The 26843-nt window shown below is 55.0% G+C and carries 30 protein-coding genes; 18 read left to right on the top strand and 12 right to left on the bottom strand.

Annotation, left to right across the window (positions count from 1 at the left end; translation table 11 throughout):
- Both CA832_RS09610 and ribD read right to left on the bottom strand, forming a co-directional pair.
- Entirely contained in the window at positions 1 to 603 is a 603-nt protein-coding gene (locus CA832_RS09610; protein ID WP_158211913.1) for an HAD family hydrolase, read from the bottom strand.
- Positions 596 to 1648 carry a bifunctional diaminohydroxyphosphoribosylaminopyrimidine deaminase/5-amino-6-(5-phosphoribosylamino)uracil reductase RibD gene (ribD, locus tag CA832_RS09605; RefSeq protein ID WP_088341352.1) on the bottom strand — a complete coding sequence of 351 codons (1053 nt, stop codon included), beginning with the start codon at positions 1646 to 1648 and terminating at the stop codon, positions 596 to 598. The genes CA832_RS09610 and ribD overlap by 8 nt, the downstream gene beginning before the upstream one ends.
- A 23-nt stretch (positions 1649 to 1671) precedes the next feature.
- On the opposite strand from ribD, the gene CA832_RS09600 reads away from it, so the two are divergent.
- From CA832_RS09600 to CA832_RS09585, 4 genes are read left to right on the top strand one after another with little or no spacing between them, the layout of a single operon-like run.
- A complete protein-coding gene (locus CA832_RS09600) occupies positions 1672 to 2163 on the top strand; it encodes a GNAT family N-acetyltransferase (protein WP_088341351.1) in 492 nt (163 codons plus the stop codon).
- 5 nt (positions 2164 to 2168) lie between these two features.
- Entirely contained in the window at positions 2169 to 3026 is an 858-nt protein-coding gene (gene prmC, locus CA832_RS09595; RefSeq protein WP_088341350.1) for a peptide chain release factor N(5)-glutamine methyltransferase, read from the top strand.
- A 3-nt stretch (positions 3027 to 3029) separates the two neighbouring features.
- Positions 3030 to 5033 carry an NAD-dependent DNA ligase LigA gene (gene ligA / locus CA832_RS09590; RefSeq protein WP_088341349.1) on the top strand — a complete coding sequence of 668 codons (2004 nt, stop codon included), beginning with the start codon at positions 3030 to 3032 and terminating at the stop codon, positions 5031 to 5033.
- A gap of 11 nt (positions 5034 to 5044) precedes the next feature.
- Entirely contained in the window at positions 5045 to 5347 is a 303-nt protein-coding gene (locus CA832_RS09585) for a hypothetical protein (RefSeq protein WP_088341348.1), read from the top strand.
- Between the two features lie 24 nt (positions 5348 to 5371).
- Here the strand turns inward: CA832_RS09585 and CA832_RS09580 are convergent, their stop codons facing one another.
- Positions 5372 to 6286, bottom strand: a complete 915-nt coding sequence (locus CA832_RS09580; protein WP_088341347.1) for a bifunctional metallophosphatase/5'-nucleotidase — start codon at positions 6284 to 6286, stop codon at positions 5372 to 5374.
- Complete coding sequence (locus CA832_RS09575; protein WP_233131778.1) at positions 6283 to 6879, bottom strand: 5'-nucleotidase C-terminal domain-containing protein; 597 nt, start codon at positions 6877 to 6879, stop codon at positions 6283 to 6285. Before CA832_RS09575 ends, CA832_RS09580 begins: the two co-directional genes overlap by 4 nt.
- 235 nt (positions 6880 to 7114) lie before the next feature.
- Between CA832_RS09575 and CA832_RS09570 the strand changes: the two genes are divergently transcribed.
- The 13 genes from CA832_RS09570 (at position 7115) to CA832_RS09510 (ending at position 19512) form a co-directional block, all read left to right on the top strand.
- Positions 7115 to 7651, top strand: a complete 537-nt coding sequence (locus CA832_RS09570) for a DUF6913 domain-containing protein (protein WP_088341345.1) — start codon at positions 7115 to 7117, stop codon at positions 7649 to 7651.
- Positions 7648 to 8550: a 4-hydroxy-tetrahydrodipicolinate synthase gene (gene dapA, locus CA832_RS09565; RefSeq protein WP_088341344.1), complete on the top strand. Its 903-nt coding sequence runs from the start codon at positions 7648 to 7650 to the stop codon at positions 8548 to 8550. Before CA832_RS09570 ends, dapA begins: the two co-directional genes overlap by 4 nt.
- Before the next feature lie 94 nt (positions 8551 to 8644).
- On the top strand, positions 8645 to 9487 hold the full coding sequence (locus CA832_RS09560; protein WP_088341343.1) for an outer membrane protein assembly factor BamD: 843 nt from the start codon (positions 8645 to 8647) through the stop codon (positions 9485 to 9487).
- A 2-nt stretch (positions 9488 to 9489) separates the two neighbouring features.
- Positions 9490 to 9819 carry a DNA-directed RNA polymerase subunit omega gene (locus tag CA832_RS09555; RefSeq protein WP_088341342.1) on the top strand — a complete coding sequence of 110 codons (330 nt, stop codon included), beginning with the start codon at positions 9490 to 9492 and terminating at the stop codon, positions 9817 to 9819.
- A 1-nt stretch (position 9820) separates the two neighbouring features.
- Positions 9821 to 11026, top strand: a complete 1206-nt coding sequence (gene coaBC / locus CA832_RS09550; RefSeq protein ID WP_088341341.1) for a bifunctional phosphopantothenoylcysteine decarboxylase/phosphopantothenate--cysteine ligase CoaBC — start codon at positions 9821 to 9823, stop codon at positions 11024 to 11026.
- Entirely contained in the window at positions 10998 to 11909 is a 912-nt protein-coding gene (gene porD, locus CA832_RS09545; protein WP_088341340.1) for a type IX secretion system protein PorD, read from the top strand. The genes coaBC and porD overlap by 29 nt, the downstream gene beginning before the upstream one ends.
- A gap of 56 nt (positions 11910 to 11965) precedes the next feature.
- Positions 11966 to 13621: a DNA repair protein RecN gene (recN, locus tag CA832_RS09540; protein ID WP_088341339.1), complete on the top strand. Its 1656-nt coding sequence runs from the start codon at positions 11966 to 11968 to the stop codon at positions 13619 to 13621.
- Positions 13622 to 13701: 80 nt separating this feature from the next.
- A complete protein-coding gene (locus tag CA832_RS09535) occupies positions 13702 to 14514 on the top strand; it encodes an enoyl-ACP reductase FabI (RefSeq protein ID WP_088341338.1) in 813 nt (270 codons plus the stop codon).
- A 56-nt stretch (positions 14515 to 14570) separates the two neighbouring features.
- The gene (locus CA832_RS09530) at positions 14571 to 15587 is read left to right on the top strand and encodes a glycosyltransferase (RefSeq protein ID WP_088341337.1); all 1017 of its coding nucleotides are present in this window, start codon (positions 14571 to 14573) and stop codon (positions 15585 to 15587) included.
- Between the two features lie 3 nt (positions 15588 to 15590).
- Positions 15591 to 16544: a YbbR-like domain-containing protein gene (locus tag CA832_RS09525; protein WP_088341336.1), complete on the top strand. Its 954-nt coding sequence runs from the start codon at positions 15591 to 15593 to the stop codon at positions 16542 to 16544.
- A complete protein-coding gene (coaE, locus tag CA832_RS09520) occupies positions 16541 to 17149 on the top strand; it encodes a dephospho-CoA kinase (protein ID WP_088341335.1) in 609 nt (202 codons plus the stop codon). The genes CA832_RS09525 and coaE overlap by 4 nt, the downstream gene beginning before the upstream one ends.
- A gap of 55 nt (positions 17150 to 17204) precedes the next feature.
- Entirely contained in the window at positions 17205 to 18785 is a 1581-nt protein-coding gene (locus CA832_RS09515; protein ID WP_198944464.1) for a sensor histidine kinase, read from the top strand.
- A gap of 7 nt (positions 18786 to 18792) precedes the next feature.
- Positions 18793 to 19512, top strand: a complete 720-nt coding sequence (locus CA832_RS09510) for a response regulator transcription factor (protein WP_088341334.1) — start codon at positions 18793 to 18795, stop codon at positions 19510 to 19512.
- Positions 19513 to 19528: 16 nt separating this feature from the next.
- On the opposite strand, the gene CA832_RS09505 is transcribed toward CA832_RS09510, so the two are convergent.
- From CA832_RS09505 to CA832_RS09475, 7 genes are read right to left on the bottom strand one after another with little or no spacing between them, the layout of a single operon-like run.
- Positions 19529 to 20050, bottom strand: a complete 522-nt coding sequence (locus CA832_RS09505; protein ID WP_088341333.1) for a gluconokinase — start codon at positions 20048 to 20050, stop codon at positions 19529 to 19531.
- 5 nt (positions 20051 to 20055) lie between these two features.
- Entirely contained in the window at positions 20056 to 20961 is a 906-nt protein-coding gene (gene miaA, locus CA832_RS09500) for a tRNA (adenosine(37)-N6)-dimethylallyltransferase MiaA (protein ID WP_088341332.1), read from the bottom strand.
- Positions 20961 to 21809 (bottom strand): ion transporter, encoded by an 849-nt coding sequence (locus tag CA832_RS09495; protein WP_088341331.1) that lies wholly within the window; start codon positions 21807 to 21809, stop codon positions 20961 to 20963. Before CA832_RS09495 ends, miaA begins: the two co-directional genes overlap by 1 nt.
- A gap of 9 nt (positions 21810 to 21818) precedes the next feature.
- Positions 21819 to 22931, bottom strand: coding sequence for an exonuclease domain-containing protein (locus CA832_RS09490; protein WP_088341330.1), 1113 nt, complete (start codon positions 22929 to 22931; stop codon positions 21819 to 21821).
- Positions 22932 to 22935: 4 nt separating this feature from the next.
- Positions 22936 to 23598 (bottom strand): YggS family pyridoxal phosphate-dependent enzyme, encoded by a 663-nt coding sequence (locus tag CA832_RS09485; protein WP_088341329.1) that lies wholly within the window; start codon positions 23596 to 23598, stop codon positions 22936 to 22938.
- Between the two features lie 14 nt (positions 23599 to 23612).
- Positions 23613 to 24500, bottom strand: coding sequence for a 3-hydroxyacyl-CoA dehydrogenase family protein (locus tag CA832_RS09480; RefSeq protein ID WP_088341328.1), 888 nt, complete (start codon positions 24498 to 24500; stop codon positions 23613 to 23615).
- 19 nt (positions 24501 to 24519) lie between these two features.
- Positions 24520 to 25494 carry a Gfo/Idh/MocA family protein gene (locus CA832_RS09475; RefSeq protein ID WP_088341327.1) on the bottom strand — a complete coding sequence of 325 codons (975 nt, stop codon included), beginning with the start codon at positions 25492 to 25494 and terminating at the stop codon, positions 24520 to 24522.
- A gap of 165 nt (positions 25495 to 25659) precedes the next feature.
- On the opposite strand from CA832_RS09475, the gene CA832_RS09470 reads away from it, so the two are divergent.
- Positions 25660 to 26301 (top strand): protein-L-isoaspartate(D-aspartate) O-methyltransferase, encoded by a 642-nt coding sequence (locus CA832_RS09470; protein WP_088341434.1) that lies wholly within the window; start codon positions 25660 to 25662, stop codon positions 26299 to 26301.
- Here the strand turns inward: CA832_RS09470 and smpB are convergent, their stop codons facing one another.
- Positions 26302 to 26763, bottom strand: coding sequence for an SsrA-binding protein SmpB (smpB, locus tag CA832_RS09465; protein ID WP_088341326.1), 462 nt, complete (start codon positions 26761 to 26763; stop codon positions 26302 to 26304).
- Positions 26764 to 26843: the final 80 nt, after the last annotated feature.

Here is a 26843-nt window from a genome sequence, read left to right as displayed (position 1 = left end):
TTACAACCGTTCCAGGAGTTCGGAGATTTCCTCACACCCCGGTTGGAACAACCAGGTTTGCAAACCCACGCTGGCAGCCCCCAGCACATGCTCATCCGTATCGTCTATGAAAAGGGTTTTTTCGGGAGCCAGCCCGTTTTCCTTAAGGACGTGCAGGAATATCTCCGGGTCGGGTTTGCGCATTCCCATTTCATACGACAGGTAAAATTGTTCGAAACACCGCTGGAACCTGTTATAGGTGTCCAGCCCCAGGCGTTCCCGAACACATGCCATATGCAGGTCGTTGGTATTGCTAAGCAGGAAGGTCCTGTGGCTGCCGCGGTCACGAAGTCTTTCCAGGAAGACAATTCGGTCTTCGGGCAGGTCCAGGATGGTCTTGTTCCAGGCCGTTTCCACCTGTAGGGGCGTTACACACCCCAAGTGGGTTACGACTTCCGAAACAAAGGCCTCACTGGCAAGGAATCCCTTTTCGTACCGATAGCTCAGGTCAAGCAGGACTGGGTCCGTTTCGGAGCTACCCCATTGTTCCAGAGTCCTGGGTACGGCCGCTTTGTCGAGGTTGATCAGGACACCCCCGAAGTCGAAAATGATGTTTTCAATCACGGAACCAGATTTGAAGTTGATCCCGGCCTACCATCCTTTCCGAAGCGCGATGACCGGTAAGGCAAGGGGAGGGCAGGCCACCGCCCAGGGGCTCCGGCCCGGTAAAGACGCGCGCCTCGTCCCATAAACCCATGCGGATAAATCCCTCCAGGGTTTGGGCACCCCCTTCTACAAGGAGGCTGGTAATCCCTTCGGCGTGCAGGCCCTTACATATGGCTTCCGGCCACGCCTCCTCAGGGGAAACCTGCAGATGACGTACTCCGGGCAGGGGTTCGGGTTGCAACCCTGCATGGTAAAAGACCCAGGTAGGGGTATTCCCATCCAGGAGATGGAGGTCCTTTGGCAGTGCGAGTGCTTTGTCCGTGACCAACCGAAGGGGGTTGGGTCCCCACCAGGAGCGGCTGGTGAGTCGTGGGTTATCTTCCCTTGCGGTTCCGGAACCTACCAGGATAGCTTGTTCTTCGGTTCGCCATTTATGTACTAATTGGCGGGAGCGGGCCCCGGTTATCCAGTAGGGTGCTGCTTCCACGCCCCGATTGCCGGCAGGCGGGGCCATAAACCCATCGGCGCTGCGGGCCCATTTCAATATAATATAAGGCCGTTGCTGTTCGTGAAAGGTCAGAAAACGGCGGTGGTGGTGGCGGCAACCCGCGGTCATTACTCCGGTGATGACCTCCACCCCGGCATTTCTGAGCCGGTCTATCCCACTGCCATTGACCAGGGCATGCGGATCCTGTACCCCGACAACCACCCGCGGGATGGCGGATTGAAGGATCAGGTCGGTACACGGGGGTGTTTTCCCGTGGTGGTTGCAGGGCTCGAGGCTTACATAGAGGGTCGCCGATGCAAGCAATTCTTTTTCCCTTACAGAGCGGATGGCATTCACTTCCGCATGAGGACCTCCGTAGGCGCTTGTATACCCCTCGCCAATGATGCGCCCTTCGGCTACCAAAACGGCGCCAACCATAGGGTTCGGGGCCGATCGCCCGAGGGCTTTTTCCCCCAGTTCCAGGCAGCGCGAAAGGTATATTTCGTGTATCTTCACCCGGCAAAAATAGCACATTAGGCATGAACAGTCCCCTTTTCCGGATCCGCGAAATCCAGCCTTCGGACGACCCTGCACTCGGGGCGCTTATCCGGGAGGTTTTGCAGGCATCTGGAGTGCCTTCTATGGGTACGGCCCTCGAGGATGCTTCTCTGGACCATATGTATGACGCCTACACATCCCGTGGCTGCCGGTATTGGGTAGTGGAAGGGGAGGGAGCCATCTGGGGCGGGGGCGGTTTTGCCCCCCTTGCCGGTGCTGGCCCGGATACGTGCGAGCTGCAGAAAATGTATTTCCGGGACGCTGTCCGCGGCCAGGGACTGGGAAAAGCCATTTTGGATAAGGCGCTTCAGTCGGCCAGGGAAATGGGTTACACGTACTGCTACCTGGAGACCATGCCTTACATGGAGCGGGCCCTTTACCTTTATAAGAAGCTCGGTTTTGAAACGCTTGGCACTCCCATGGGGAACACCGGGCACACGGCCTGCCAGGTTTGGATGCAAAAAAAACTTTAGGAACTATGCTGCTCCGTGAACTTCGGGAAACCTACCGCAGGGAACTGCAACAATTCTATAGCCGGGAAGAAACGGATGAAATATTCTACCGGTTGCTGGACCGCTACCTGCAATTGCCGCGTTTTGTGCTGGGTCTGGAACCGGAAAAGGTACTCCACAGGGAGGGGGAACAACCCCTGTTCGAGGCCCTGGCCCGCCTCAAGGAGCATGAACCGGTCCAGTATATTATCGGGCAGGCCCATTTTATGAACATGGTCCTGAACGTGAATCCGTCGGTGCTTATCCCAAGGCCCGAAACCGAGGAATTGGTTCACTGGATTATAGATTCTCACGATTTCAGCCATGGCCGGGTCCTTGATCTGGGCACCGGCAGTGGCTGTATTGCCCTGGCCCTGGCCCGCAAATGGCCCGGGGCGATGGTATTGGGTATGGATTTGTCTGCAGAAGCCCTGGAGACTGCCGGATCCAATGCCCGGGCCCTGGGTGTTGGGGTTCATTTCCAACAGGGAGATATGTGTCAACCCTTGCAGGACCCTGAACCCTTTGACCTTATCGTGAGCAACCCACCCTATATTCCCGCGGATCATAAGCCTGGCCTGGACGCCCATGTACAGGGGCAGGAACCCGATAACGCCCTGTTTGCCCCGGAGGGCCTCCCCCTGCATTTTTACGCCTGCATGGTGGCACGGGCGGCGGAAAGCCTGAAGGATGGGGGCTGGGTCTATGCCGAAGTCCACCGGGATTACGCCGACGCCGTTTGCGGGCTTTTCCGGGAGGCTGGTTTGACCGGCATTCAATTGAAAAAGGATATTTTTGGGAACCCCCGGATGGTCCGGGGCTGCCAGCAACCGAAGCAAAACTAATCCATGACCCAGGTAGAAAAGACCATTGAGGAACTGCGGGAGGAACTCCAGGAACACAACTACCGGTATTATGTACTGGATGAGCCCTCTATATCGGACTACGAGTTCGATATGAAACTCAAGGAATTGCAGCAGCTCGAAGCCCTGCACCCGGAATATGCCGATCCTGCCTCTCCCACCCAGCGCGTGGGCGGTGGGATAACCAAACAATTCAATACGGTTGCCCACGACTACCCGATGTATTCGCTGGATAATTCCTATTCCACGGAAGAACTTGTGGAATGGGAAGCCCGTCTGAAGCGGCTCCTGGGGGATGCCCCCATTGCCTTTACCTGCGAGTTAAAATACGACGGGGCCTCCATCAACCTGACCTATCAGGATGGGGTGTTGTTGCGTGCCGTTACCCGGGGGGACGGAGTTCAGGGCGATGAGGTGACTACCAATGTGAAAACCATCCGCTCCATCCCGTTACGCCTGAAAGGGCAGGCGCCCGAACGCTTCGACGTCCGGGGGGAAATCATCCTCCCGCTGGAAGGGTTCGCGCAGATGAATAAGGAGCGCCTGGAAAACGGGGAGGACCCCTATATGAACCCCAGGAATACGGCATCGGGAAGCCTGAAGCTCCAGGATAGCGCTCTGGTGGCAGAACGTCCTCTGGATTGTCTGCTCTACGGGATGGTGGGTCGGAACCTGGGGGTTAACAGCCAGATGGAGATGCTGCAAACCATGCGGGGGTGGGGCTTTAAGGTGCCCGAAACGGCCAGGCTATGCGCCAACATCGGAGAAGTCCTGGACTTTTTGGAGTATTGGGATACCCACAGACACGAACTCCCGTATGAAACCGATGGGGTAGTGGTAAAGGTCAATAGCCTCCAGCAGCAAGAAGAACTAGGTTTTACCTCCAAATCGCCCCGCTGGGCCATGGCCTATAAATTCAAGTCCGAACAGGCCCTTACTCGCCTGAACTCCATTAGTTACCAGGTGGGCAGGACAGGGGCTATTACCCCGGTAGCCAATCTGGAACCCGTCTTGCTGGCAGGTACGGTAGTGAAACGGGCTTCCCTGCACAATGCGGACCAGATAGCGAAACTCGACGTGCGAGTGGGTGACCGGGTCTATGTAGAAAAAGGAGGGGAGATCATCCCGAAAATCACCGGGGTGGAACTCAGCCAGCGCCCGGAAGGGAGCCTGGCTGTTGCTTACATAACGGAATGTCCGGAATGCAGCACGGCGCTGGTACGCCAACCCGGGGAGGCACAGCATTTCTGCCCGAATGATACCGGATGCCCCCCACAGATTACGGGCCGGATCCAGCATTTTATCAGCCGCAAGGCCATGGATATTGAAGGCCTTGGCGCCGAAACCGTGGAACTCCTCTTCAAAGAGGGCCTCATAGGGAACTATGCGGACTTATATACCCTGACCCCCGGGCAGTTGATCCCCTTGGAGCGCATGGCGGAAAAATCTGCCGAGAACCTCGTCAGGGGAGTATCCGAATCCGTACAGGTGCCCTTCGAGCGGGTGCTCTTTGCCCTGGGGATCCGCTATGTAGGGGAAACCGTTGCCAAGAAACTGGCCAGGGCCTTTAAAAATATCGATGCCCTGATGGCGGCCCCTGCAGAGGAATTGATGCAGGTAGATGAAATTGGCCAGCGCATTGCCGCCAGCGTTACAGAATTCTTTGCCAACCCGGTAAACCGGGAAGTGGTGGAACGCCTGCGGGGGTATGGCCTGCAGTTTTCCCTCTCCGAAGCGCAGCTGCAGGGGCAGACAGACCTGCTGCAGGGGCAGACCTTTGTGGTATCCGGGGTCTTTGAGACCCTGGACCGCAACGAACTCAAAAAACGCATCGAGGACAATGGCGGGAAGGTGGCCTCTTCTGTTTCTTCCAAAACCACATACCTGGTGGCCGGAGCCAATATGGGGCCCAGCAAGCGGGCCAAAGCCGAGTCCCTGGGGGTTCCGATCCTTTCCGAAGCAGAATTCCTGTCCCTTTTAGATGCCTGAAACCCATAACTATGGATGCCTTACCCACAAGAGAAGCTTTTTGGCAGAGTCTGAAGCAGGATGACGGGCCCAATCCGGGGTGGCCGGACAGCCTCAGGGCCCTGTGGTATGACGGGAATGGGAATTGGGAAGCCTCTCATGACATCGCCCAGGAGATGCCCGGGAATCTCGGGAGCTGGATCCACGCCTATTTGCACCGCAAGGAAGGCGACCGCTGGAATGCCGGGTATTGGTATTCCCGTGCAGGCAGGCCGTTTCCGGAAATAGGACTGGAGGAAGAATTCAGGCTCCTGGTAGCGCATGTGCTTTCCTGAAGCGGGGTAGTCCGATTTCTGAGTTTAAACAGTAATGGAAACGCCCTGGCCTTCAGGGGCCTCCTTCCCTTTACTGAACGTAAAATCCACCCGCCCCAGGTTGATGCCGTAACACCCCACCTGGTTTACCACCACGGGCATTCCCTTCCTGTTGTTATATACCTCTGCCTTTTCCATAAAGGTGTGGGTGTGCCCGCCAATAATCAGGTCAATACCTTCGGTCTGCAGGGCCAGATTTACATCGCTCGGGCGATCGGCATCCCGGTAGCGGTAACCCAGGTGCGATAGGCAGATGACCAGGTCAGCAGCTTCCTCTTCCCGCAGGCGGCGGGCGGCATCCAGCGCCTGTTCGTAGGGGTTTAGGTACTTCGTTTCTTTATAGAGTGCAGGGTCTACCAGGCCTTCCAGGCGGATGCCGAGGCCAAAGACCCCGATGCGAAGCCCGCCCCGATTAAAAACACGATAAGGTTCCACCTGCCCGTCCATGATGGTATTGGTGAAATCGTAATTGGCACTCAGAAAAGGGAATTCGGCATAGGGCAGTTGGGCCAGCAGGCCCTCCAGCCCGTTATCGAAGTCGTGGTTGCCCAGGGTGGCGGCATCGTACCCCATCCGGCTCATCAGCCGGAATTCGAGTTCCCCTCCGTAAAAATTGAAATAAGGGGTGCCCTGGAAAATATCTCCGGCATCCAGCAGGAGGGTGTTGGGGTTGGCCTCGCGTACAGAACGGATCAGGCTGGCCCTGCGGGCGGCCCCACCCATCCCCGGGTATGCGGCATGTGAATGGGGGAAGGGGTCAATATGGCTGTGGACGTCATTGGTGTGCAGTACAGTGAGGACCTGTTCGGAAGTCCCCAGGCAACCGGACAAGCTCATACCGCCAAACCCGGCGGCCAAACCACCGGCCATGCCGGTTTTGATGAAAGATCTCCGTTTCATGGTAGCTGTTGTGTAAACCGGTCGTCGACCGTGGCCCGAAGGGTATCGGCCGTGGTGAAATAATCGATCATGGCGTTGCGGATACGGTACCCAGTATCCCGTATTTCTAGGGCGTCTCCGAAAAACCGCATATTATCCCCCCCGCTCACCAGGTAATTCGAAGTGGCTACCCAGTATTCCCGGTTTTCATCCAGAGGTTCCTCCCCCACATGTACCGATTCCAGGCGGCCGTCAGCATCCAGGCGGATACGAATTCCCGCTATGGGATGTGCCCTGTTTGCATCTACCAGAAAACGGACCATTTCACGGATTTCCCTACCCCGCAGGCGTACCAGGGCAATCGTATTTTCAAAGGGCATTACCTCATAAGCTGTTCGGGCACTCACGGGCCCCTGGGAGATTACGGCACGTATGCCGCCATGGTTGAGCAGGGCCATATCCACGGTCGGGCCATTTTGCAGGTGGGAGACCGAATCGGCCGCCAGCAGGACGATGTCTGCCATGAGGTTGCCTATGGAGGTATTGCGTTTACCATCCGTCTTACTTAAAGTAATGGGGGCATAAGCCAGGGGTTTGTCCAGGACTTCATTCACATGACGGCGGTAGGGAGCCAGGAAGGCCTCAACCGAATCTTCAGCCTGGAGGGTACTGTCAATGGCATGTTGGCTGGTGGATATGGCAGAAAGGTGCCTGTCTTCCGGCCGGCAACTTAAAAAACTAAATGTTATAATTATAACAAAAAGTTGATAATATAAATTTCGCATCCCAAGTATCTTTGTCGAGCAAATGCAGGCAGATTAGCTACCTTTGTCTGAAAGGAGAAGGTAGATGTTCTTCAAGGGCCTTAAAGACAAATTTAAGCACAAATCCGGATTGAAGTACCTCCGGCAGGAACTTCGTCAGCCCCGGACTGCACCCAGCCGGAAACGGGGTATCCATGCTGTCGGGATTCTGGCAGACCTGGATGCCTTTTCCGACACAGAGGCCTTTTTTGGGATTATCGATACCCTGGGACTTCGGCCCAATGCGGTTAAAGTGTTGGGATATAAGAAGTTCTACGACAAGAACTCCCCATATGCCACCCCGGTATTCTCAGATAAGGACCTGGGCTGGAAAGGAGAGGTGGAGAACAGCTATGTGCTGGAGTTCCTGGGAAGGGAATACGATTTGCTGATCAATTATTTCCAGGAAGACAACCTGCCTATGCAACTGGTAAGCCTGAAAACGCAGGCCCGGATCCGTGCCGGGCTTGGTGGACCCGACCCGGCATTCAACGACCTGATTTTTGAATGCCCCATGTCCGATTTCAGGCTGTTTACATCGGAATTGAAAAAGTACCTTCGGGTATTGAACGAATTGCCATGAACGAGTTGTTTACAGGAACCGGGGTAGCCCTGGTCACTCCTATTAAAGAAGATTTAAGCCTGGACCTGGAGGCCCTGGGGGCGCTGGTGCGCCACGTGACTGAAGGCGGCGTGGATTACCTGGTGGTGCTGGGGACCACGGCCGAAACAGCTACCCTGAGCCCGGAGGAGAAGGATATCATCCGAAATGTGGTTCGGGAGGAGAATGCCGGACGTCTGCCCCTGGTTATCGGGATTGGCGGAAACGACACCCTCGGAGTGGCCCGGCAGCTGGGGTCCACCCCCCTGGAGGGCTACCAGGCGGTACTGTCGGTATCCCCTTATTACAACCGACCCACCCAGGAGGGTATTTACCGTCATTTCAGCGTCCTGGCCTCCCACTGCCCACTGCCGATTCTGGCTTATAATGTTCCGGCACGTACCGGAAGCAATATGTTGCCTGAAACCACCCTGCGCCTGGCCCGGGAATGTCCCGGGATCATCGGGATTAAGGAAGCTTGTGGCGAAATGCAGCAAATCGGGCGCCTGATCGATGAGGCCCCGGAAGGGTTTCTGGTGCTCTCCGGGGACGACTTTACCGCGGTTCCCACCGTCCTGAGGGGCGGGGCAGGGGTCATCTCGGTTTTAGGACAGGGGGTCCCGGGGCCTTTTAGTGGCATGATGCGCCTGGCTGCCTCCGGGGCATCGAAGGATGCCCAGGCACAGGCAGGAACCCTGACCCTACTTATGGAAAGCATTTTCAAAGAGGGCAACCCGGCCGGGATCAAGGCCCTGTTGCACCGTCTTGGGGTTTGTGGCCCTTATGTCCGACTCCCGCTTGTAGAGGCCTCAGAGGCCCTGGCCCTGGAATTGGCCCGGAATCTGGACGCGCTTCAGGCTACACTGGCCGCAGGGCGTTAAATTTTGCCTAAAAAGGGATGGGACTACCCGGGGAGTGCCTCCGTTGGCTTATTTTTCGTTTTCTAATCTTGCGAATTATCTCTAATTTTGCCCAATGCTTTTGAAAGTCAAACGGATCGGCCTGTTTTTGTGCTTCCCGGCCCTGTTCTCCTGTAGTGAATACCAGAAGGTATTGAAAGATACGGAGATAGGTCCCAAGTACGAATTGGCCCAGCGCCTGTACGAACAGGAAGATTACCGCCGTGCCAACCGCCTGCTGGAACAGATCGCCCCGCGCTATGTGGGCAAACCCCAGGGCGAGCGCGTGCTATATTTCCTGGCAGACTCCTACTACCAGATCGGGGATTACAACTTCAGTGGGTACCAGTTTGAGCGTTTCCTGAAATCCTACCCAAAGAGCGACAAAGCTGCCGAGGCAGGTTTCCTGGGAGCCAAAAGCTATTATTTGTTATCGCCCAGGTATTCCCTGGACCAGACCGACACAGACAAGGCCCTCGCCAAATTACAGCAGTTTATCAATACCTATCCGGACAGTGAATTCCTGCCTGAGGCTAACGAAATGGCCCAGGAACTCACCGCCAAGAAGGAGAAGAAGGCTTTTGAAATCGCCAAGCAGTTTGTGAAATTGGGGAAATACTATACCCTGGATTACAACGTTTCTGCCATTGCAAGCCTCGATAACTTTATCTCGGACCACCCGGGTTCCAGATACCGGGAAGAAGCGTATTTCCGGAAGGTGGAGGCGGCTACAAAACTGGCGCTCAACAGTACCTTCAGCAAGAAGCGGGAGCGGCTGGATGAGGCAGAAGCGGCCTATAACGCCTTTATGCGGTACTATCCGCAGAGCGAGTTTTTAAAGGATGTCAGCAAGCTGTATGAGGACATCCTGAAGGAAAAAGAAGCATTTGAAGCATTAGAACAATCTCTATCACGTTAACTATGAACGATCTTAAAAATTCCCAGGCACCGGTAACGACCGTCACCATTAACCGGGAAGAATTCGACAGGCCCACGGAAAACATCTACGAAGCCATTTCCATCGTGGCCAAGCGCGCCGGGCAGATCAATTCCGAAATCAAGAAGGAGTTGCTGGAAAAGCTCGAAGAGTTCGCAACCTACAGCGACAGCCTGGAGGAAGTGTTCGAGAACAAGGAGCAGATTGAAGTCTCCAAGTTCTATGAAAAATTGCCCAAGCCCCATGCCCTGGCCGTACAGGAGTGGCTTGAGGACAAGATCTACCACCGAAACACGGAGAAAGACCAGGAATAGGATGTTAGGGTCTAAGCGCGTCCTTTTGGGCATTACCGGGGGAATTGCCGCGTACAAGACCACCTTCCTGACCCGTTTACTGATTAAGGCCGGCGCTGAGGTCCGCATTGTGATGACCGACAGCGCCGGCCAATTTGTTTCCCCCCTTACCCTTGCCACCCTTTCCAAAAACCCGGTCCTTAAGGATTTCGTTCGGGAAGAGGAGGGGGAGACCGACTGGAATAACCATGTGGAGTTAGGCCTATGGGCAGACCTGATGCTCGTGGCACCGGCTACGGCCAATACCCTCTCCAAAATGGCTTCGGGAACATGCGACAACCTGTTGCTCGCCTGTTATATGTCTGCCAAGTGCCCTGTATTTTTTGCTCCGGCCATGGACCTGGATATGTACCGGCACCCGGCCACCAAAACCGCTATTGAAACCCTGGAGGGATTCGGAAACATTCTCATTCCGGCAGCCTCGGGGGAACTGGCGAGCGGTCTGGAAGGGGAAGGGCGTATGGCCGAACCGGAAGATATCCTCGCTGCGATCACTACTTGGTTTGCCCGGCAACAGCCCTGGACGGGCAAGAATGTCCTGATCACCGCCGGGCCCACCTACGAACCCATAGATCCGGTCCGGTTCATAGGCAATCATTCCAGCGGGCGTATGGGTTTTGAGCTGGCGGAAGCCGCGGCGGCCCTGGGAGCCCGGGTCGTGTTGGTTACCGGGCCCACCCACCTTCAACCCCGGGACCCCGGCATAACCTGCATCCGCGTGGGTACCGCGCAGCAGATGCTGGAGGAGGCCTCTGCGCATTTCGACCAGGCGGATATCGTTATCGGGGCAGCGGCCGTATCGGATTACAGGCCGCGGGTTGCAGCCCCGGAAAAAATCAAGAAGGGGGAGGATACCCGCTCCCTGGAACTGGTCCGCAACCCGGACATTATTCAAACCCTGGCAGCACGGAAATCGGGGCAGTTTGTAGTTGGTTTTGCCCTGGAGACGGAGAACGAGCTGGAACACGCCCAATCCAAATTAAAGCGGAAGGGACTGGATGCCATCGTACTGAACTCCCTGAAGGACCCCGGGGCCGGGTTTGGCGGGGATACCAATAAAATCACATTCATAGACAAGAATTCGCAGATAAAACCGTTTGCATTAAAAAGCAAGGCGGAGGCCGCGCGGGATATTCTTCATGAGATTCAGATTCGCATCGGGAATTAAGGTTCTTGCCCTCTGGTTGGGGGTTGGACTGGGGGTAGTCTGGGCCCAGGAGCTCAACTGTACCGTTACCGTAAACTCCGACCAGGTAGGACAGACCAACCAGCAGGTTTTCAGGACCCTGGAGCGCTCCCTGGCAGATCTGGTAAACAAGACGCGGTGGACCAACCGGGTCTTTAAGGAAAGCGAACGCATCAACTGCAGGCTGTTTGTCACTATTACCCGTTTTGAATCCAGCCGGTTCGAGGCAACCCTGCAGATGCAGTCTTCCCGGCCTGTATTCAACACCTCCTACGAATCTCCGGTTTTCAACTACAAGGACAACCAGTTCAATTTTGAGTATATCGAATTCCAGCCGCTGGTTTTTAACGAAAATGTCTTCGACTCCAACCTGGTAGGGGTTATTTCCTTTTATGCTTATATCATGCTTGGACTCGATGCCGACACATTTCAGCTGGAAGGGGGCACCGACCACTTCAAGAAGGCTCAGGCCATCGTAACCCAGGCCCAGGGTGCCGGGTATCCCGGATGGGGCCAGACCGCCTCGGACAACCGAACCCGGTTCCAGCTGGTGGACAACCTCCTCTCGAACACCTTCCGCGAATACCGCATAGCCCTGTACAACTACCACCGCAAAGGCCTGGATATCCTGGCGGACAACAACAGCACCGGAAAGCAGATCATTGCAGGTTCCTTGCGGCTGTTTGAGACCCTGATCCAACGCAGGCCCAATGCCTTCCTGATCCAGACCTTTTTCGATGCTAAAGCCGAGGAAATCCAGAACATCTTTTCGGACGGTCCCAAAATCGATATCGTCCAGCTCAAGGAGACCCTGAACCGGGTGGCGCCTTTCTACGCCAGTACCTGGAACCAAATCACGTATTAGGGCGCATCGTTTTTGCGCCGATTCCGTTATCTTTACCGGGTTAATCGGAACCTGACGTGCTCACTCAACTCACCATCCGGAATTACGCCCTGATAGACGACCTGCGGGTTTCTTTTGGCAGGGGTTTTACGACCATAACCGGCGAGACCGGAGCCGGGAAATCCATATTGCTGGAAGGCCTCGGCCTGGTTTTGGGCAACCGGGCAGACCGCACCGCCCTTCGGGATGAGCATTCAAAATGCGTCATTGAGGCGGAGTTTGAGGTTTCTGCCTACCCGGCTATCCACGACTTCTGCCAGCAGGCGGACCTGGACTTTGAACCCCAGACCCTGCTGCGAAGGGAAATCCGCCCCAATGGGAAATCCAGGGCTTTTGTCAATGACAGCCCCGTAACCCTGGAGGTCCTTTCGGCCCTTGGCCGGTTGCTGATCGACGTGCACTCCCAGCACCAGACCCAGGAGCTCACCCAGCACGATTTCCAGATGCGGGTGGTAGATGCCCTGGCCGATAACCGCGAACTCCTGGAGCGTTACCGACAGGTCCGGGAAGACTTCCGCAAGGCGGAGCGCGAACTGGGGCGGTTGCAAGAGCAGCGGGACGCCGCCTTCCGGGAACAGGATTACAATGAGTTTTTGCTGGAGGAACTGGAAAAAGCCCGGTTGGAACCGCAGATGCAGCCCCGCCTGGAATCCCGCCAGGCCGAACTCAGCAATGCCGAGCAGATTGCCGAGCTCCTTGCGGAGGGTTTCCAGATATGCGATGCCGAAGGGCATGGGCTGCTGGCTTTGCTGGCCCGGATGCGCCAGATATCCTCCAGGCTCCGCGGGATGGCCCCTAAGTATGAGGCGCTGGCCTCGCGGGTGGAATCTCTTTACATAGAATCGGATGACATCGCCCAGGAACTGGAACAGCTGGCTTCCGATATAGAGGCGGACCCTTCCGAGCTGGAACAGGTCAACGTCCAGTTACAAACGATTTACGACCTGCAACACAAACACCATGTATCCGATGTGGCCGGGCTTCTCGAGGTTCGGGACCAACTGGCCCGGAAGGTGAGCGACACGGCCATTCTGGATGAGACCATTGAAGCGTTGGAGGCAGAAACCGAACGCCTGCGTTCAAGCTTGCAGACCCTCTCGGGCCAGTTGCGGGAGCGGCGGGAAAAGACCCTGCCCCGGTTTACCAGTCAGTTGTCTGAACAACTCGGGCGCCTGGGCATGCCCCACGCCTCCTTTAAATGGCTCCTGCATAGGCGGGAGGATTTCGGCCCCTTGGGAACCGACCTTCTGGAGCTGCAGTTCACGGCCAATAAAGGGGGTACATACGGCCTTTTAAAGAAAACCGCTTCAGGAGGGGAACTCTCACGCATCATGTTGGTGATAAAATCCATCCTGGCGCAGTACGAAGCCCTCCCCACAGTGATGTTCGATGAGATCGATACAGGGGTTTCCGGAGAGATATCCGGCCGGATGGGGGAAATCATGCAGGAGATGAGCCGCCATATGCAGGTATTTGCCATTACCCACCTGCCACAGGTAGCTTCCAAGGGCGACCAGCATTTCAGGGTGTATAAAGAAGTGGGACCCTCCCGGACCCATACCCGTATGCAGCAGCTCGAAGGGGAGGCGCGTATCGAAGAACTGGCACAGATGCTGGGGGGCAGCCAAATTTCGGATTCCGCCCTGACCCATGCCCGTGACCTCCTGAATTAAAGGCCCCGAGAAACCCGACTGGGTGGGGGCTTTCGCCTTTTTTTGAATATCTTTGACCCGTAATACCAAACCCATTACACATGTCTTATAACTTATTGAAGGGAAAAAGGGGCATCATTTTCGGGGCCCTGGACGAAAACTCCATCGCCTGGAAAACCGCCGAGCGCGCCCATGAGGAAGGTGCCAACTTTGTACTGACCAACGCACCTATTGCCATGCGTATGGGCCAGATCCAGGAGCTGGCCAATAAAACCGGGTCTGAGATTATCCCGGCCGATGCCACCAGCGAAGAGGACCTGAAAGCTTTGGTAACCCGTGCCATGGAACTCCTCGGGGGCAAACTGGATTTTGTCCTGCACTCCATAGGGATGTCTGTGAATGTCCGCAAAGGCAAGCACTACACCGACCAGAACTACGACTGGACGGCCAAGGGGTGGGACGTTTCCGCACTTTCCTTTCACAAGGTATGTAAGACGCTCTACCAGGAAGATGCCATGAACCCCTGGGGGAGCATTGTGGCCCTGACCTATATGGCTGCCCAGCGTACCTTCCCGGATTACAACGATATGGCAGACAACAAGGCCTATCTGGAATCCATTGCCCGCAGTTTCGGTTATTTCTTTGGCAAGGACAAACAGGTGCGCGTCAACACCATTTCCCAATCGCCCACGCCAACTACGGCAGGCAAGGGAGTCAAGGGCTTTGACGGGTTTATTTCCTACGCCGAAAAAATGTCTCCCCTGGGCAATGCCACCGCCCAGGATTGTGCCGATTATACCATTACGCTCTTTTCCGACCTGACCCGCAAGGTTACCATGCAGAACCTGTTCCACGACGGAGGGTTCTCCAGCACCGGGGTGAGCCAGGAAGTGATTGAGCATTTCGATAACTAAACCCTTGTGGGTTTTGCCAACAGCCATCCCTGTCCGGATGGCTTTTTTATAGGCCTGTGGCGCAGAAATTCTCCATAGTTGTCCCGGTGTATAACCGCCCGGAGGAATTGAGGGAACTCCTCGAAAGCCTCCGCCTGCAATCCTATAGCGAGCCTTTTGAGGTGGTTGTGGTGGAAGACGGTTCCCAAAAGGAAGCTGGTGAGGTAGTGGGCCAATATGCCGATTTTCTGGACATACAGTACCTGAAAAAACCCAATACCGGGCCCGGCGATTCTCGTAATTTCGGGATGCGCCACGCCCGGGGCACCTATTTTATCCTGGTCGACTCCGACTGTATTCTGCCCCCGGACTACCTGCACATGCTGGATGAGGCTCTTGCGGAGGGCTATAGCGATTGTTTTGGGGGGCGGGACGCCGCTCACCCTTCCTTTAACGCGATGCAAAAGGCCATAAGTTACACCATGACCGCCCCCATTACCACAGGTGGGATCCGCGGAGGCAAAGGGCCGCAACGGGATTTTCAACCCCGGAGCTTTAACATGGGGCTTTCCAAGGCCGCTTTTTCCAGGAGCGGGGGGTTTGGGAACATCCACCCGGGGGAGGATCCTGACCTGAGCCTGAGACTCGTAAAATTGGGCTTTACCATCCGATATCTGCCGCAAGTGATCGTATACCATAAGCGACGCATCGACTTCCCATCCTTTTTCCGTCAGGTGTACCGCTTTGGCCTGGCCCGTCCCATCCTCAGCCGTTGGCATCCGGGAACCGGAAAACCGACCTTCTGGCTTCCCACCTTGTTTGTCCTGGTCACTATCCTGGCATTGGCCCTTCCCTGGGTCTGGGCCTCGGCCCTGGCATGGGTTCCTTTAGGAGGCTTGGTAATGTACCTGGTGTTGATAGGGGGTACGGCCGCCTGGAAGACGGGAAGCGTGCGGGTAGGGTGGCTTGCCACCTACGCCGTGATGGTCCAGTTCTGGGGCTACGGCCTGGGCTTTCTAAAATCCACGAGCTTCCTTACCTTTAGTAACAAGAAACCCGAGGTACTGTTCCCCGGCCTGTTTTTTAAGCCGTAACCTTTGATTAAGAAGCTAAAATCGGGCATTACACAACCCAAGGTCAGGACCTTCCTGTTGTTCCTATGTTTGGCCGTGGCGGCCTGGCTTATCAGTAAGCTGTCAGAAACCTATACCCATGAGATAGCGTTCCGGGTCGCGTACCAACAGCCTCCGGACAGCCTAATCCTGATGGAGCAGCCCCCGGCTACCCTCCCGGTCCGGGTCCGGGCCAGCGGGTTTAAACTTATGGCCTACCAGGTAAGCCCGAAGGAGGTTTATATCGATATGGCCGCATCCCGAAGGGCATCTGGCCGCTATTTTATAGACCCAGGGGTCTTCCGCAGTCAGGTAGAGCGGCAGATGGATAATGGGATGGCCTTGCTGGAACTCCCTTCCGATACGGTTTACCTGGACTTCCAGCGCCTACAATCCAGGACTGTCCCCGTAGTGGCGGACATAGAGGTAGAACTAGCACAGAACTATATGATCCAGGGAAGCCTCCAGGTGAACCCGCCGCGTATCCACCTATTGGGACCACCCGAGGAAATCGATACCATCCGGGAATTGCGGACCCTGCCGGCCAGGTTTACCGACGTTCGCGATACCATTCGAACTAAACTGGCCCTCGGCGCTGCCTCCCGCCTTAAATACACCCAGTTCTCGGCAACGGAAGTGGTTGTTTCTGCCCCGGTACTCCGGTTTTCCGAAACGGTGGTGGATGTCCCTGTACGGGTTGTAAACATTCCTGAAAGCCTGGATATCAGGACCTTTCCCACAACCATCGGGGTATTGTGCCGGGGGACGGTAGAAGCCCTTAAGGCCATTACCCCGGCCGATTTTACCATAGTTGCCGATTACGCCCGGCCCGATCCGGAAACCGGAAGGCTTCCCCTGAGCTTGGAGCGCGAACCTGCGGGTGTTTATGAAACCAGCCTGCTGGAGACTTCCGTGGAATTTATTATCCGCCGGGAATGATGCGCGTGGGCCTGACAGGGGGGATTGGCAGCGGCAAAAGCACCGTGGCCGCTTTTTTCGAAGACCTGGGGATTCCGGTATACAATTCCGATGCCAAGGCCAAGGCTCTTATGGCCGAAGACAAGACTCTGCAAAAGGAGATTATCGGCCTTTTGGGGGAAGAAGCCTTCACGGAGGGCCTGCCCAACCGCGAATACATTGCCAGCCAGGTATTTCCGGACCCGGAACGCCTGGGCGCCCTCAATGCCCTGGTACACCCCGCTGTCCGAAAGGATTTCGACCGCTGGGCCGGGGAACAACAAACCCCTTACGTGATTCAGGAAGCTGCCATCTTGTTCGAAACCGGAGGTTACCGGAATATGGATCATACTATTCTGGTCACCGCACCGGAACAGGAGCGCATCCGGCGTGTAATGCAGCGGGACGGAGCAGCGGAGGCAGCCGTACGAGTGCGCATGGAGCGGCAGTGGGACGACGCACGCAAAGCAGCTCTGGCAGACTTTGTCGTGCACAACCTCACCCTGCCCCATACCCGGCAACAGGTTGAGCAGCTACACCGCCAACTTCTGAAACTGTCATATTCTGCGGGGCCTGGGGACTGTTAAGTTTAGGTTAAACCACCCAGGGCCTAAATGTTAAATTTTTACTTTTACCCTAACGATGAATAGGAAGTTATTTGTGCTGCTCGTCATCCTGATGAGTCTTTCACTTATCGGGATCATTGCAGTTCAGATTTATTGGATCCGGAGTTCGGTAGCCGATAAGGAAGAGCAGTTTTCCAACGTCATTACAGATGTCCTTACCCGGGTGTCCGACAAGATTGAGGAACGGGAAATGCGGGATTATTCCGAGAAATTCCTGAACCTCAAGGACAGCGTTGGGGAGTTGAAGGGGTCACACCTCAGTGAGATGTTCTTCAGTTACCGGGACCTGAACTCCAATGAAATCATGGTGTATTCCCACGGAATACTCGAGGAGGATTACAATATCGCATCTACGTTCTTTGACAGCGGCAATATAGCGGATACAGCCCTTATCAAGAGTTACACCAGTCGCCGGTCCAAAACCATTTTCCGGGAGGAATTTGGCCTGGACGGCAAGGCCTACCGCCTAAACCCGGTAGAGCGGTGGGAAAAGGTAGGCGGCCTGGGCGCCATGGAAAAAGCCATGTTCGACGATGTCTACCGCGAATATGCCGAAAAGGTCCCGATCCACGAGCGGGTAGGGAAAGAGGAAATCGAAATGTTGCTCAGCCGGGAACTGGAGGACCACAACATCGATATCGACTATGAATATGGGGTCTACAGCCGCGGCCTGCCGACCAAGGTCAAATCGCGGCGGTTCAAGTACGAAGCGGGCAACTTTTACAAGGCACCCCTTTTCCGGGATAGTGAGGGCAATACGGATTATGCCCTTTTGCTTTCCTTTCCCAGGGAAAAGAAGTTTATTATGGGGAGCGTTTCAGGTATGGCAGCACTCTCCCTGTTGTTCACCCTGATTATCATGATTGCCTATGCCAGCGCCTTATACCAGCTCATCCGTCAGAAACAGATCTCGGAAATCAAATCCGATTTCATCAATAACATGACCCACGAGTTCAAGACGCCCATCGCAACGATTAACCTGGCCGTAGAGGCTATCCGTAACCCCAAGGTGCTGGGAGATATCGAGAAAACAAGCCGTTACCTCCAGATGATCCGGGACGAGAACAAGCGTATGAACGCACAGGTGGAAAATGTGCTGCGCATCTCCAAACTGGAGAAGAACCAACTGGACATCAGTAAGGAACGGCTGGATGTCCACGACATTATCAAAGGGGCCATTGCCCATGTGGAACTCATTGTAAAGGACCGCGGAGGATATGTGAAGCCCCACCTGGAATCCGAGCGTTCCGAGGTGCTGGCCAATGAGATGCACCTGAAGAATGTGATTGTCAACATCCTGGACAACGCCGTAAAATATTCCCCCGAGGCGCCCATGATAGATGTGTATACGGAGATGGCGAAAAACGCCATCGTCATCCGGGTGCAGGACCAGGGTGCCGGCATGTCCAAGGCGGTGTTAAAGCGCATTTTTGAAAAATTTTACCGGGAGCACACCGGAGACATACATAACGTAAAAGGGCACGGGCTGGGTCTGGCCTATGTCAAGAAAATAGTAGAGGACCATCAGGGCGAGGTTTACGCCGAGAGCGAGAAGGGGAAGGGAAGTACCTTCTTTATAAAGCTCCCCTTAATATAAGTGTAGTATGGATACTGAAAACAAGAAAATTCTATTGGTAGAAGACGACCCGAATTTCGGGATTGTACTCAAGGATTACCTCTCCATGAATGATTTTGATGTAACCCTGGCCAAGAATGGCATGGAAGGGTTCGAAAAATTCAAGAAGGAACACTATGACGTCTGTATCCTGGACGTGATGATGCCTTACAAGGATGGGTTTACCCTGGCCAAGGAAATACGCGAGAAAAACGAGAATGTCCCGATTGTTTTCCTTACGGCCAAAACCATGAAGGAAGACGTCCTGAAGGGCTATAAGGCAGGGGCCGACGATTACCTGAACAAACCCTTCGATTCTGAGGTGTTGCTGATGAAATTACGCGCCATCCTGCAGCGGAAGGCTTCGGATAACCTTGCGGACAGCAAGCAACACGAGTTTACCTTTGGCAATTTCCACCTGAATTCCAAACTGAGGTTCCTGAAGTTTAAGGACGAAGAGCCGATGAAACTCTCTCCCAAGGAAAACGAATTGCTTCGCCTGCTGGCCTTGCACGAGAACGACCTGATGCCGCGGGAACTGGCCCTGACCAAGATCTGGAGGGACGACAATTATTTTACCTCCCGCAGTATGGATGTCTATATCGCCAAGCTGCGCAAGTATTTAAAGCGGGACGAATCCGTAGAAATCCTGAACATCCACGGGGAAGGCTTCCGGTTGGTCGTTAAGACAGACTCGGAAAAATCCTGAAGGTAGGAGGACAGAACTATTTGGGGCCGGGTTTTTCCGGCCCTTTCTTTTTGAGGAGGGTTTCCATCATTTCCTCCAGTGGGAGGCCTATGTCCAGGTGTATGCCGTATGCCGGCACTTCCAGTGCCTCGAACTGGGATTTTAGAAGGGCAGGGGGCATGTAATGCCCGCTGCGGGCTGCCATTCGTTTATGGATCAGTTCATATGAACCTAAAAGGACCACCCACTCCACACGGCCTTCCAGCCCGGCCTCCAGCAGTCCCCTGTAGGATTCCTTCAGGGCGGAGCAGGCGATTACCGCCCCTTTTGGGAGGTGTTCCACCGCAAGTTGGTTCAACCGCCGGAGCCATCCTTCCCGGTCTGTATCGTCCAAGGGGTTTCCCGCGGCCATTTTTGCTACATTTTCCGGAGGGTGGAAGTCGTCCCCATCGAAAAACGGGAGTCCCAGGTGGGCCGCAAGGGCTTTTCCCACAGTGGACTTGCCACTGCCGGAGACACCCATTACCACATAGATTTTCGGGAAGTCTATCTGCTCCATCGGCCTTATTTTAGTGCGATTTCTACTTCTGAGATGCCCTCCTCCAGGGGCGCATCATACTCAATCCAAAGGATGTCCCCGGATTTGCGCAGCCAGGTGAGCTGCCGTTTGGCATAGCGCCGGGTATTCTTTTTTATTTCGTTTATAGCCGTTTCCAGGTCCCATTTCCCTTCCATATACCCGAAGAGCTCCTGATAGCCTACGGTCTGTAAGGCAGGCAGGTGGCGATAGGGAAACAAACCCCGGGCTTCTTCCAGCAGCCCGGCTTCCATCATGGCATCTACCCGGGCCTCAATCCTGTGGTAGATAACCTCCCGCGGTCCGGTAACACCCAAGGGGATATGCCGGAAGAAGTCCGGGGGGGTGCTTTTGCCGCGGAAGCTGCTGAAGGGTTTTCCGCTGCTCAGGCATACTTCGAGCGCCCGGATAACCCGATGCGGGTTTTGTAGATCCACTTCGCGATAATAGTCCGGGTCCCGCTGCTGTAATTCTGCCTGGAGGCCTTCCAGCCCATTGGCCTCATACCGGGCCATCAGGGCTTCGCGAACCCCTTCCGCCACGGGAGGAAAAGCATCCAGCCCCTGGGTGACGGCATCGGTATAAAGCCCGCTGCCGCCTACCAGGATAAGGATGTCATGCTTGCTGAATAGTGTGCGGAGCAAGGCAAGGGCATCATACTGGAAATCCCCAACCGAATACGGCTGGTGTATGGAGCGGTGTCCGATAAAATGATGGGGGGCGGCCCGAAGTTCACTGGCATCGGGCACAGCTGTGCCAATCCGCATTTCCCGGTAAAACTGCCGCGAATCCGATGAGAGGATCTCCGTTCGGAAATGCCGGGCCAGGCCAATGGCCCAGGAGGTTTTCCCAATACCGGTGGGGCCACTGATGCTCAGCAGGGTTTTTTCCATCAGAGGGTCCCCCCGCAGTTAAAGCAATACTTGGCGCCGTCCCGGTGGCCTTCTGCGGAACAATTCGGACACGACTGGGTATTGAGGTGTACGGCAATATCGGAGGTGGCAGTGGTCTTTTTGCCCCCGCGCCGGGAAAACTCCACGGTCACAATCCCCGTGGGGACGGCAATGATACCATATCCCAGGATCATAATTATGGTGGCCAGTAGCTGGCCCACGTTGGTCTGGGGGGCAATGTCCCCGTAGCCCACAGTGGTCAGGGTCACAATGGTCCAGTAGATGCTCCTTGGGATGCTGGTAAAGCCCGCCTCATCGCTTTCTATCAGGTACATAATAGTCCCCATAATAACAGACAGGATCAGCACCACATAGATAAAAACCAGGATTTTGGCCCGGCTGGCCTTCAGGGCCTCCCGCAGTTGGGAAGCCTCGCCAATGAACTGTACCAGTTTCAGAATCCGGAAAATCCGCAGCAGTCGGAAGGCCCGAACGGCCAGGAAAACCTGGGAACCGGCCACCAGATAGGAGACATACAGGGGGATGGTGGAGATAAAATCGATGATGCCGTAAAAGCTGAAAATATAATGGCTGGGCTTACGGATACTAATCACCCTCGCGATGTACTCTATGGTAAAAAAGATGGTCACCACCCATTCCAGTACCAGGAGCGTCTTGTGGTAGCGGGCATCGAACTCCTTCACGCTTTCCAGCATGACCAGCACCACGCTTAGGATAATAACAAAAAACAGGATCAGGTCGAACCACTTTCCCATGGGGGTGTCCGCCTCATAAATGATTTCGTGAAGTTTCCTTCGCCAGCCTATATTTTCGGGGCTTTGTGCCATAGGCAAATCCTAGATTTCGAGTACTTTCATCACCTTTTTCTGCTGCAGGTAGGACGCCAGCAGAATCAGGCCTCCTTCAGGATCGCGCATTGGGGTGATAAGCGATTCTAAGATATGAATATTCTGGATTTGGTGGTTCAGCCCGTAATATCCGAAACCTCGAAGCTCCCCATTGCGCACCCAGAAGGCCGAGCGCTCCGAGGCTTCACGCCCGCGATCAACCACCAGCCATTGGCGGTTGTGAACGGGGTACTCCTGGTCTGCAAAGACCAGGGAACGCGGCAGGTCTCCTTTAATCCGCAGGGATTTGGGCTTATACCGCGGACGGATTTCCCGCAGCTCGTTATAGGCCTTTAGCCGGGCAGTAAGTTCGCTCCCGGTGGTCTCAAAGCGCACGTCCCGCGTTAATTTACGAAGGGCCTGAGTATGTTTGCCCGCCCCCGTGAAGTGGCGGTTCACTTCCCGTTTCATATTGGTGCTGGCATCCAGGTACAGGATTTCCCCTTCCTTGTTGTAGAGGTAATAGACCCCGGTTTCCACAGGTACTTGTTCCACAAGGCTGAGTTGCCTCCCGGACAATTCCCCAAGCATCTCCGGGCGGATGGTTTCCCCAAGGATGCTTTTGGAGGTATCCCGGCTGAGCAGTACCTGAAAGAGTTTCAGGGTGGCGGTGGCATCCCCGTCCGCCCGGTGTCGGTTGCTAATCGGGATCCCCAGGGAGCGGACCAGCTTGCCCAGGCTGTGGGATTCCGCTTCCGGGATCAGGCGTTGGGCGAGGTCTACGGTGCAAAGGGTTTTGCGCTCAAATTCAAAGCCCAGCCTCCGGAACTCCGTCCTCAGGATGCGATAGTCAAAGGGAGCGTTGTGGGCTACCAGGACGCAACCTTCGGTAATTTCCACAACCCGTTTTGCCACTTGGTAGAATTTGGGGGCGCTGCGCACCATCTGGGGCGTGATGCCGGTGAGTTTCTGCACATAGGGCTGGATATCCCGCTCCGGGTTAATGAGGCTGATAAAGGTATCCTCCACCCCCGTGCCGTTAAACCGGTGGATGGCGATCTCGGTTATACCTTCTTCGTTGAATTTGCCCCCGGTGGTCTCGATATCCAGGATTGCGTACATCTGCCTAAGCTTGGTTTCTTGCCCCAAAGATACTACTTCCGATACGGACCATGGTGCTGCCTTCTTCCACGGCTATCGGGTAATCCCCGCTCATTCCCATGGAGAGGATATCCACCCCGGGCCACGTTTCCTGCAGGCGGTCGTAAAGGGTTTTAAGGCTTCGGAATTCCCGGCGTACCCGCTCGGTATCATCGGTAAACGTGGCCATCCCCATGAGTCCCCGGATTCGTACATTTTTAAAGGCGTCGAAGGTGCCTTCCTCCAGGTGGGCGAGCAGCTCCGGCGCGTCGAAGCCGAATTTGGTTTCTTCCTCGGCGATATGAACCTGTAACAGGCAGTCTACCACCCGGCCGGCACCCCTGGCGCGTTTGTCGATCTCCTGGAGCAGCCGCAGGCTGTCTACCCCGTGGATAAGGCTTACAAAACCGATGAGGTACTTGACTTTGTTGCGCTGCAGGTGCCCGATCATGTGCCACTCGATGTCCCCGGGCAACGTTTCGTGTTTAGCCACCAGTTCCTGGACCTTGTTTTCCCCGAAGACTCGCTGCCCCGCGCCGTAAGCTTCCATGATGGCCGCTTCGCTTTTGGTCTTGGATACAGCCACCAGGACCACCCCTTGGGGTAGCTCCTCGCGTATGGCTTTTAGCTGCCGGGCAATGTCACTCATACAGGGGGTAGGTATTAAAGGAATTGTGCAGATACGTTTTCGGCCTTCCGGCTCTCGGAATAATCATAGAACCCTTCGCCGGACTTCACACCGAGCTTTCCGGCGGTTACCATTTTAACCAGCAAGGGGCAGGGGGCGTATTTCGGGTTTCGGAATCCCTGGTGCATTACTTCGAGGATGGAAAGGCAAACGTCCAGCCCGATAAAGTCGGCCAGCTGGAGGGGCCCCATAGGGTGGCCCATGCCCAGTTTCATGACCGTATCGATTTCGGCTACCCCCGCGATACCCTGAAAAAGGCTTTCCACTGCTTCGTTGATCATGGGCATCAGGATGCGGTTAGCGATAAAGCCGGGGTAATCGTTTACTTCGGTAGGGGTTTTCCCCAGCTTGCGGGAAAGGGCTACCACGGTTTCGGTAACGGCGTCGGTGGTGCTATACCCCCTAATGACTTCTACCAGCTTCATAACAGGTACGGGGTTCATAAAGTGCATCCCGATGACCTGGCCAGGCCGTTTGGTCACGGCTGCAATTTCCGTAATGGAAATGGAGGAGGTGTTGGTCGCAAGGATGGTATGAGCCGGGCAAAGGGCATCCAATTCCCGGAAGATTTCTTTTTTAAGGACTGCATTCTCCGTGGCGGCCTCCACCACCAGGTCCGCCTGGGAGGCTCCGTCTTGCAGGGAAGTGCCCGTGCGGATACGCCCCAGGGTAGCTGCCACCTCTTCTTCGGTAAGCAGGCCCTTGGCCTGTTGCCGCCCCAGGTTTTTACCAATGGTCTCAAGGGCTTTGGCCAGGCGCTCCTCGGAGAGGTCTGCCAGCATCACCTCATAGCCGTGTTGTGCAAATACGTGGGCAATACCATTGCCCATGGTTCCTGCACCTATAACCGTTATTTGTTTCATGCTGTATTTTAAATTACATCTATTGGCCGTCGCTTTCAAATGCCGCAATGATCCTCAGGGCCACGTCCAGAGCCTTAGTACCCTGCTGAAGGGTTACCACAGGGGTACTGTTGGTGGTTATGGCCTCGGCAAAGGTTTCAAGTTCGTCCAGGATGGCATTGTTGGGCCGGATATCCGGGTTTTCAAAATAGATTTGCTTGCGCACCCCTTCCGCATTCTGAAGGATCATATCGAAATCCCCCGGGGTTTGGGGCGCATCCTTCATGCGCACCACCTCCACCTTCCGCTCAAGAAAATCCACCGAGACATAGGCATCCCTTTGGAAAAACCGGGATTTTCGCATGCTTTTCAGGGAAATCCGGCTGGCCGTAAGGTTGGCCACACACCCATTTTCGAAAGCGATACGGGCATTTGCGATATCGGGGGACTGGCTGATAACCGATACCCCACTGGCCTGTATGTCGCGAACCTCGGAGGGGACCACACTCAGGATAATGTCGATGTCGTGGATCATCAGGTCCAGAACCACAGGTACATCCGTACCTCTGGGGTTGAACTCTGCCAGGCGGTGTGTCTCGATAAACATGGGGCTGTCCAGCAGGCCGGCCACCGCTGTAAAGGCCGGGTTAAAGCGCTCTACATGCCCAACCTGTACCTTTACCCCATGAGTTTCCATCAGGGTCATCAGGGACTCAGCCTCTTCCAGGGTATGGGTTACGGGTTTCTCGATAAACACATGCCTGCCCGCTTCTATGGCTTTTTTGGCGCATTCAAAATGGGAGAGGGTGGGGGTTACCACATCCACCATATCGCATGCCCGTATCAGGTCATTGATGTTATCGAAATAGGGAATCCCGAATTCCTGGGAGACCTGTTTGCCCAAAATCTGGTCCGGGTCGTGGAAACCCACTAGTTCATAGCGGTCCGACTCTTTCAATAATCGGATATGTATTTTACCCAGGTGCCCGGCACCCAATACGCCAGCTCGAATCATGGAATGGGAATTTTGCCCAAAAATAGGCATACTTTACGAGAAGCGGTAGGCCCCAAGGGCCTATTTATCCAGGCAAGGGGGTTGTTGGTAATTTTCCCGATTTCCCATGACTTTACCGGGTGCCTTTTGCCCCTCTTTTTTTACCTTCGCAGAAATGCCGACACCTTGAAAGATACCCTGAAACATAAGGGAAAACGCAACCTGCTGGCCAGGGAACTGGAAACCAAGGGCATCCAACACAAGGGCGCTTTGGAGGCTATCAGAGCCATTCCCAGACACCTGTTTATGGACAGTAGTTTTGAGGACCATGCCTACCAGGACAAAGCCTTTCCCATAGCGGCGGAACAGACTATTTCCCAGCCCTATACCGTGGCGTTCCAGACCGCCCTGCTGGACCCCAAGCCAGGTGAGAAAATCCTGGAGATCGGCACCGGAAGCGGATACCAGACCGCAGCCCTGCTCCATTTAAAGGCAAGGGTTTTTACCATAGAGCGCCAACTGGAGCTCTTTAAAAAGGCTAACCTTTTTTTTAAGAAAATGGGATACCGTCCCAAAAAATTCATTTTTGGGGATGGGTACAAAGGGTTGCCGGAAGAAGCCCCTTTCGACGGCATCATCGTTACAGCAGGGGCACCGGAAATCCCCAGGACTCTTCTGGCTCAACTGGCGGTTGGCGGCAGGATGGTAATACCGGTTGGGGAGGAAAACCAGACCATGATGCTGGTGCGCAGGACCTCGGAAAAGGAATTCGAAAAGCAGGATTGCGGGGCGTTCCGCTTCGTCCCCATGTTACAGGACAAGAACTGATTAGTTGTTGAAGGCCTTTTTGACGCGGTCCAGATGCCTCCTGGATTCCCGGTCTTTGATGGTCTCCCTTTTGTCGTACTGTTTTTTACCCCTTGCCAGGGCGATCTGCATCTTGGCTAGTCCCCGGTCGTTGATGTACAGTTTGAGCGGGACAATGGTGTTCCCGGAAGTCTTCACCTCCTTATGCAATTTCCGGAGTTCCTTTTTGTTCAGCAATAATTTGCGGGAAGCCTTGGGCCTGTGGTTGTAGTGGGTCCCATGGGAATACTCCTCTACGTTCATATTGATGACGAAGAGTTCACCGCGTTCATTAAATTCGCAGAAACTTTCGGCAATGGACGCCTTGCCTTCCCGGATGGATTTGATTTCTGTCCCGGAAAGGACAATCCCAGCCTGGTAGGTGTCCAGGATTTCGTAATCGAATCTGGCCCGTTTGTTTTTGATGTCGATGCGCTTGTTCATGCACCGCAAAAATAGTACAATTTCCGCGGTAACCCCCTTTCCCCGAAAGGTTGAGGCGGCTAGCGCGACCTAGAACCCGA

The organism is Robiginitalea sediminis (genome assembly GCF_002198115.1).
GTDB classification, from domain to species: Bacteria; Bacteroidota; Bacteroidia; order Flavobacteriales; family Flavobacteriaceae; genus Robiginitalea; species Robiginitalea sediminis.
The sequence above is the reverse complement of the archived record's forward strand: the minus strand, read 5'-3'. Positions and strand labels throughout refer to the sequence as shown.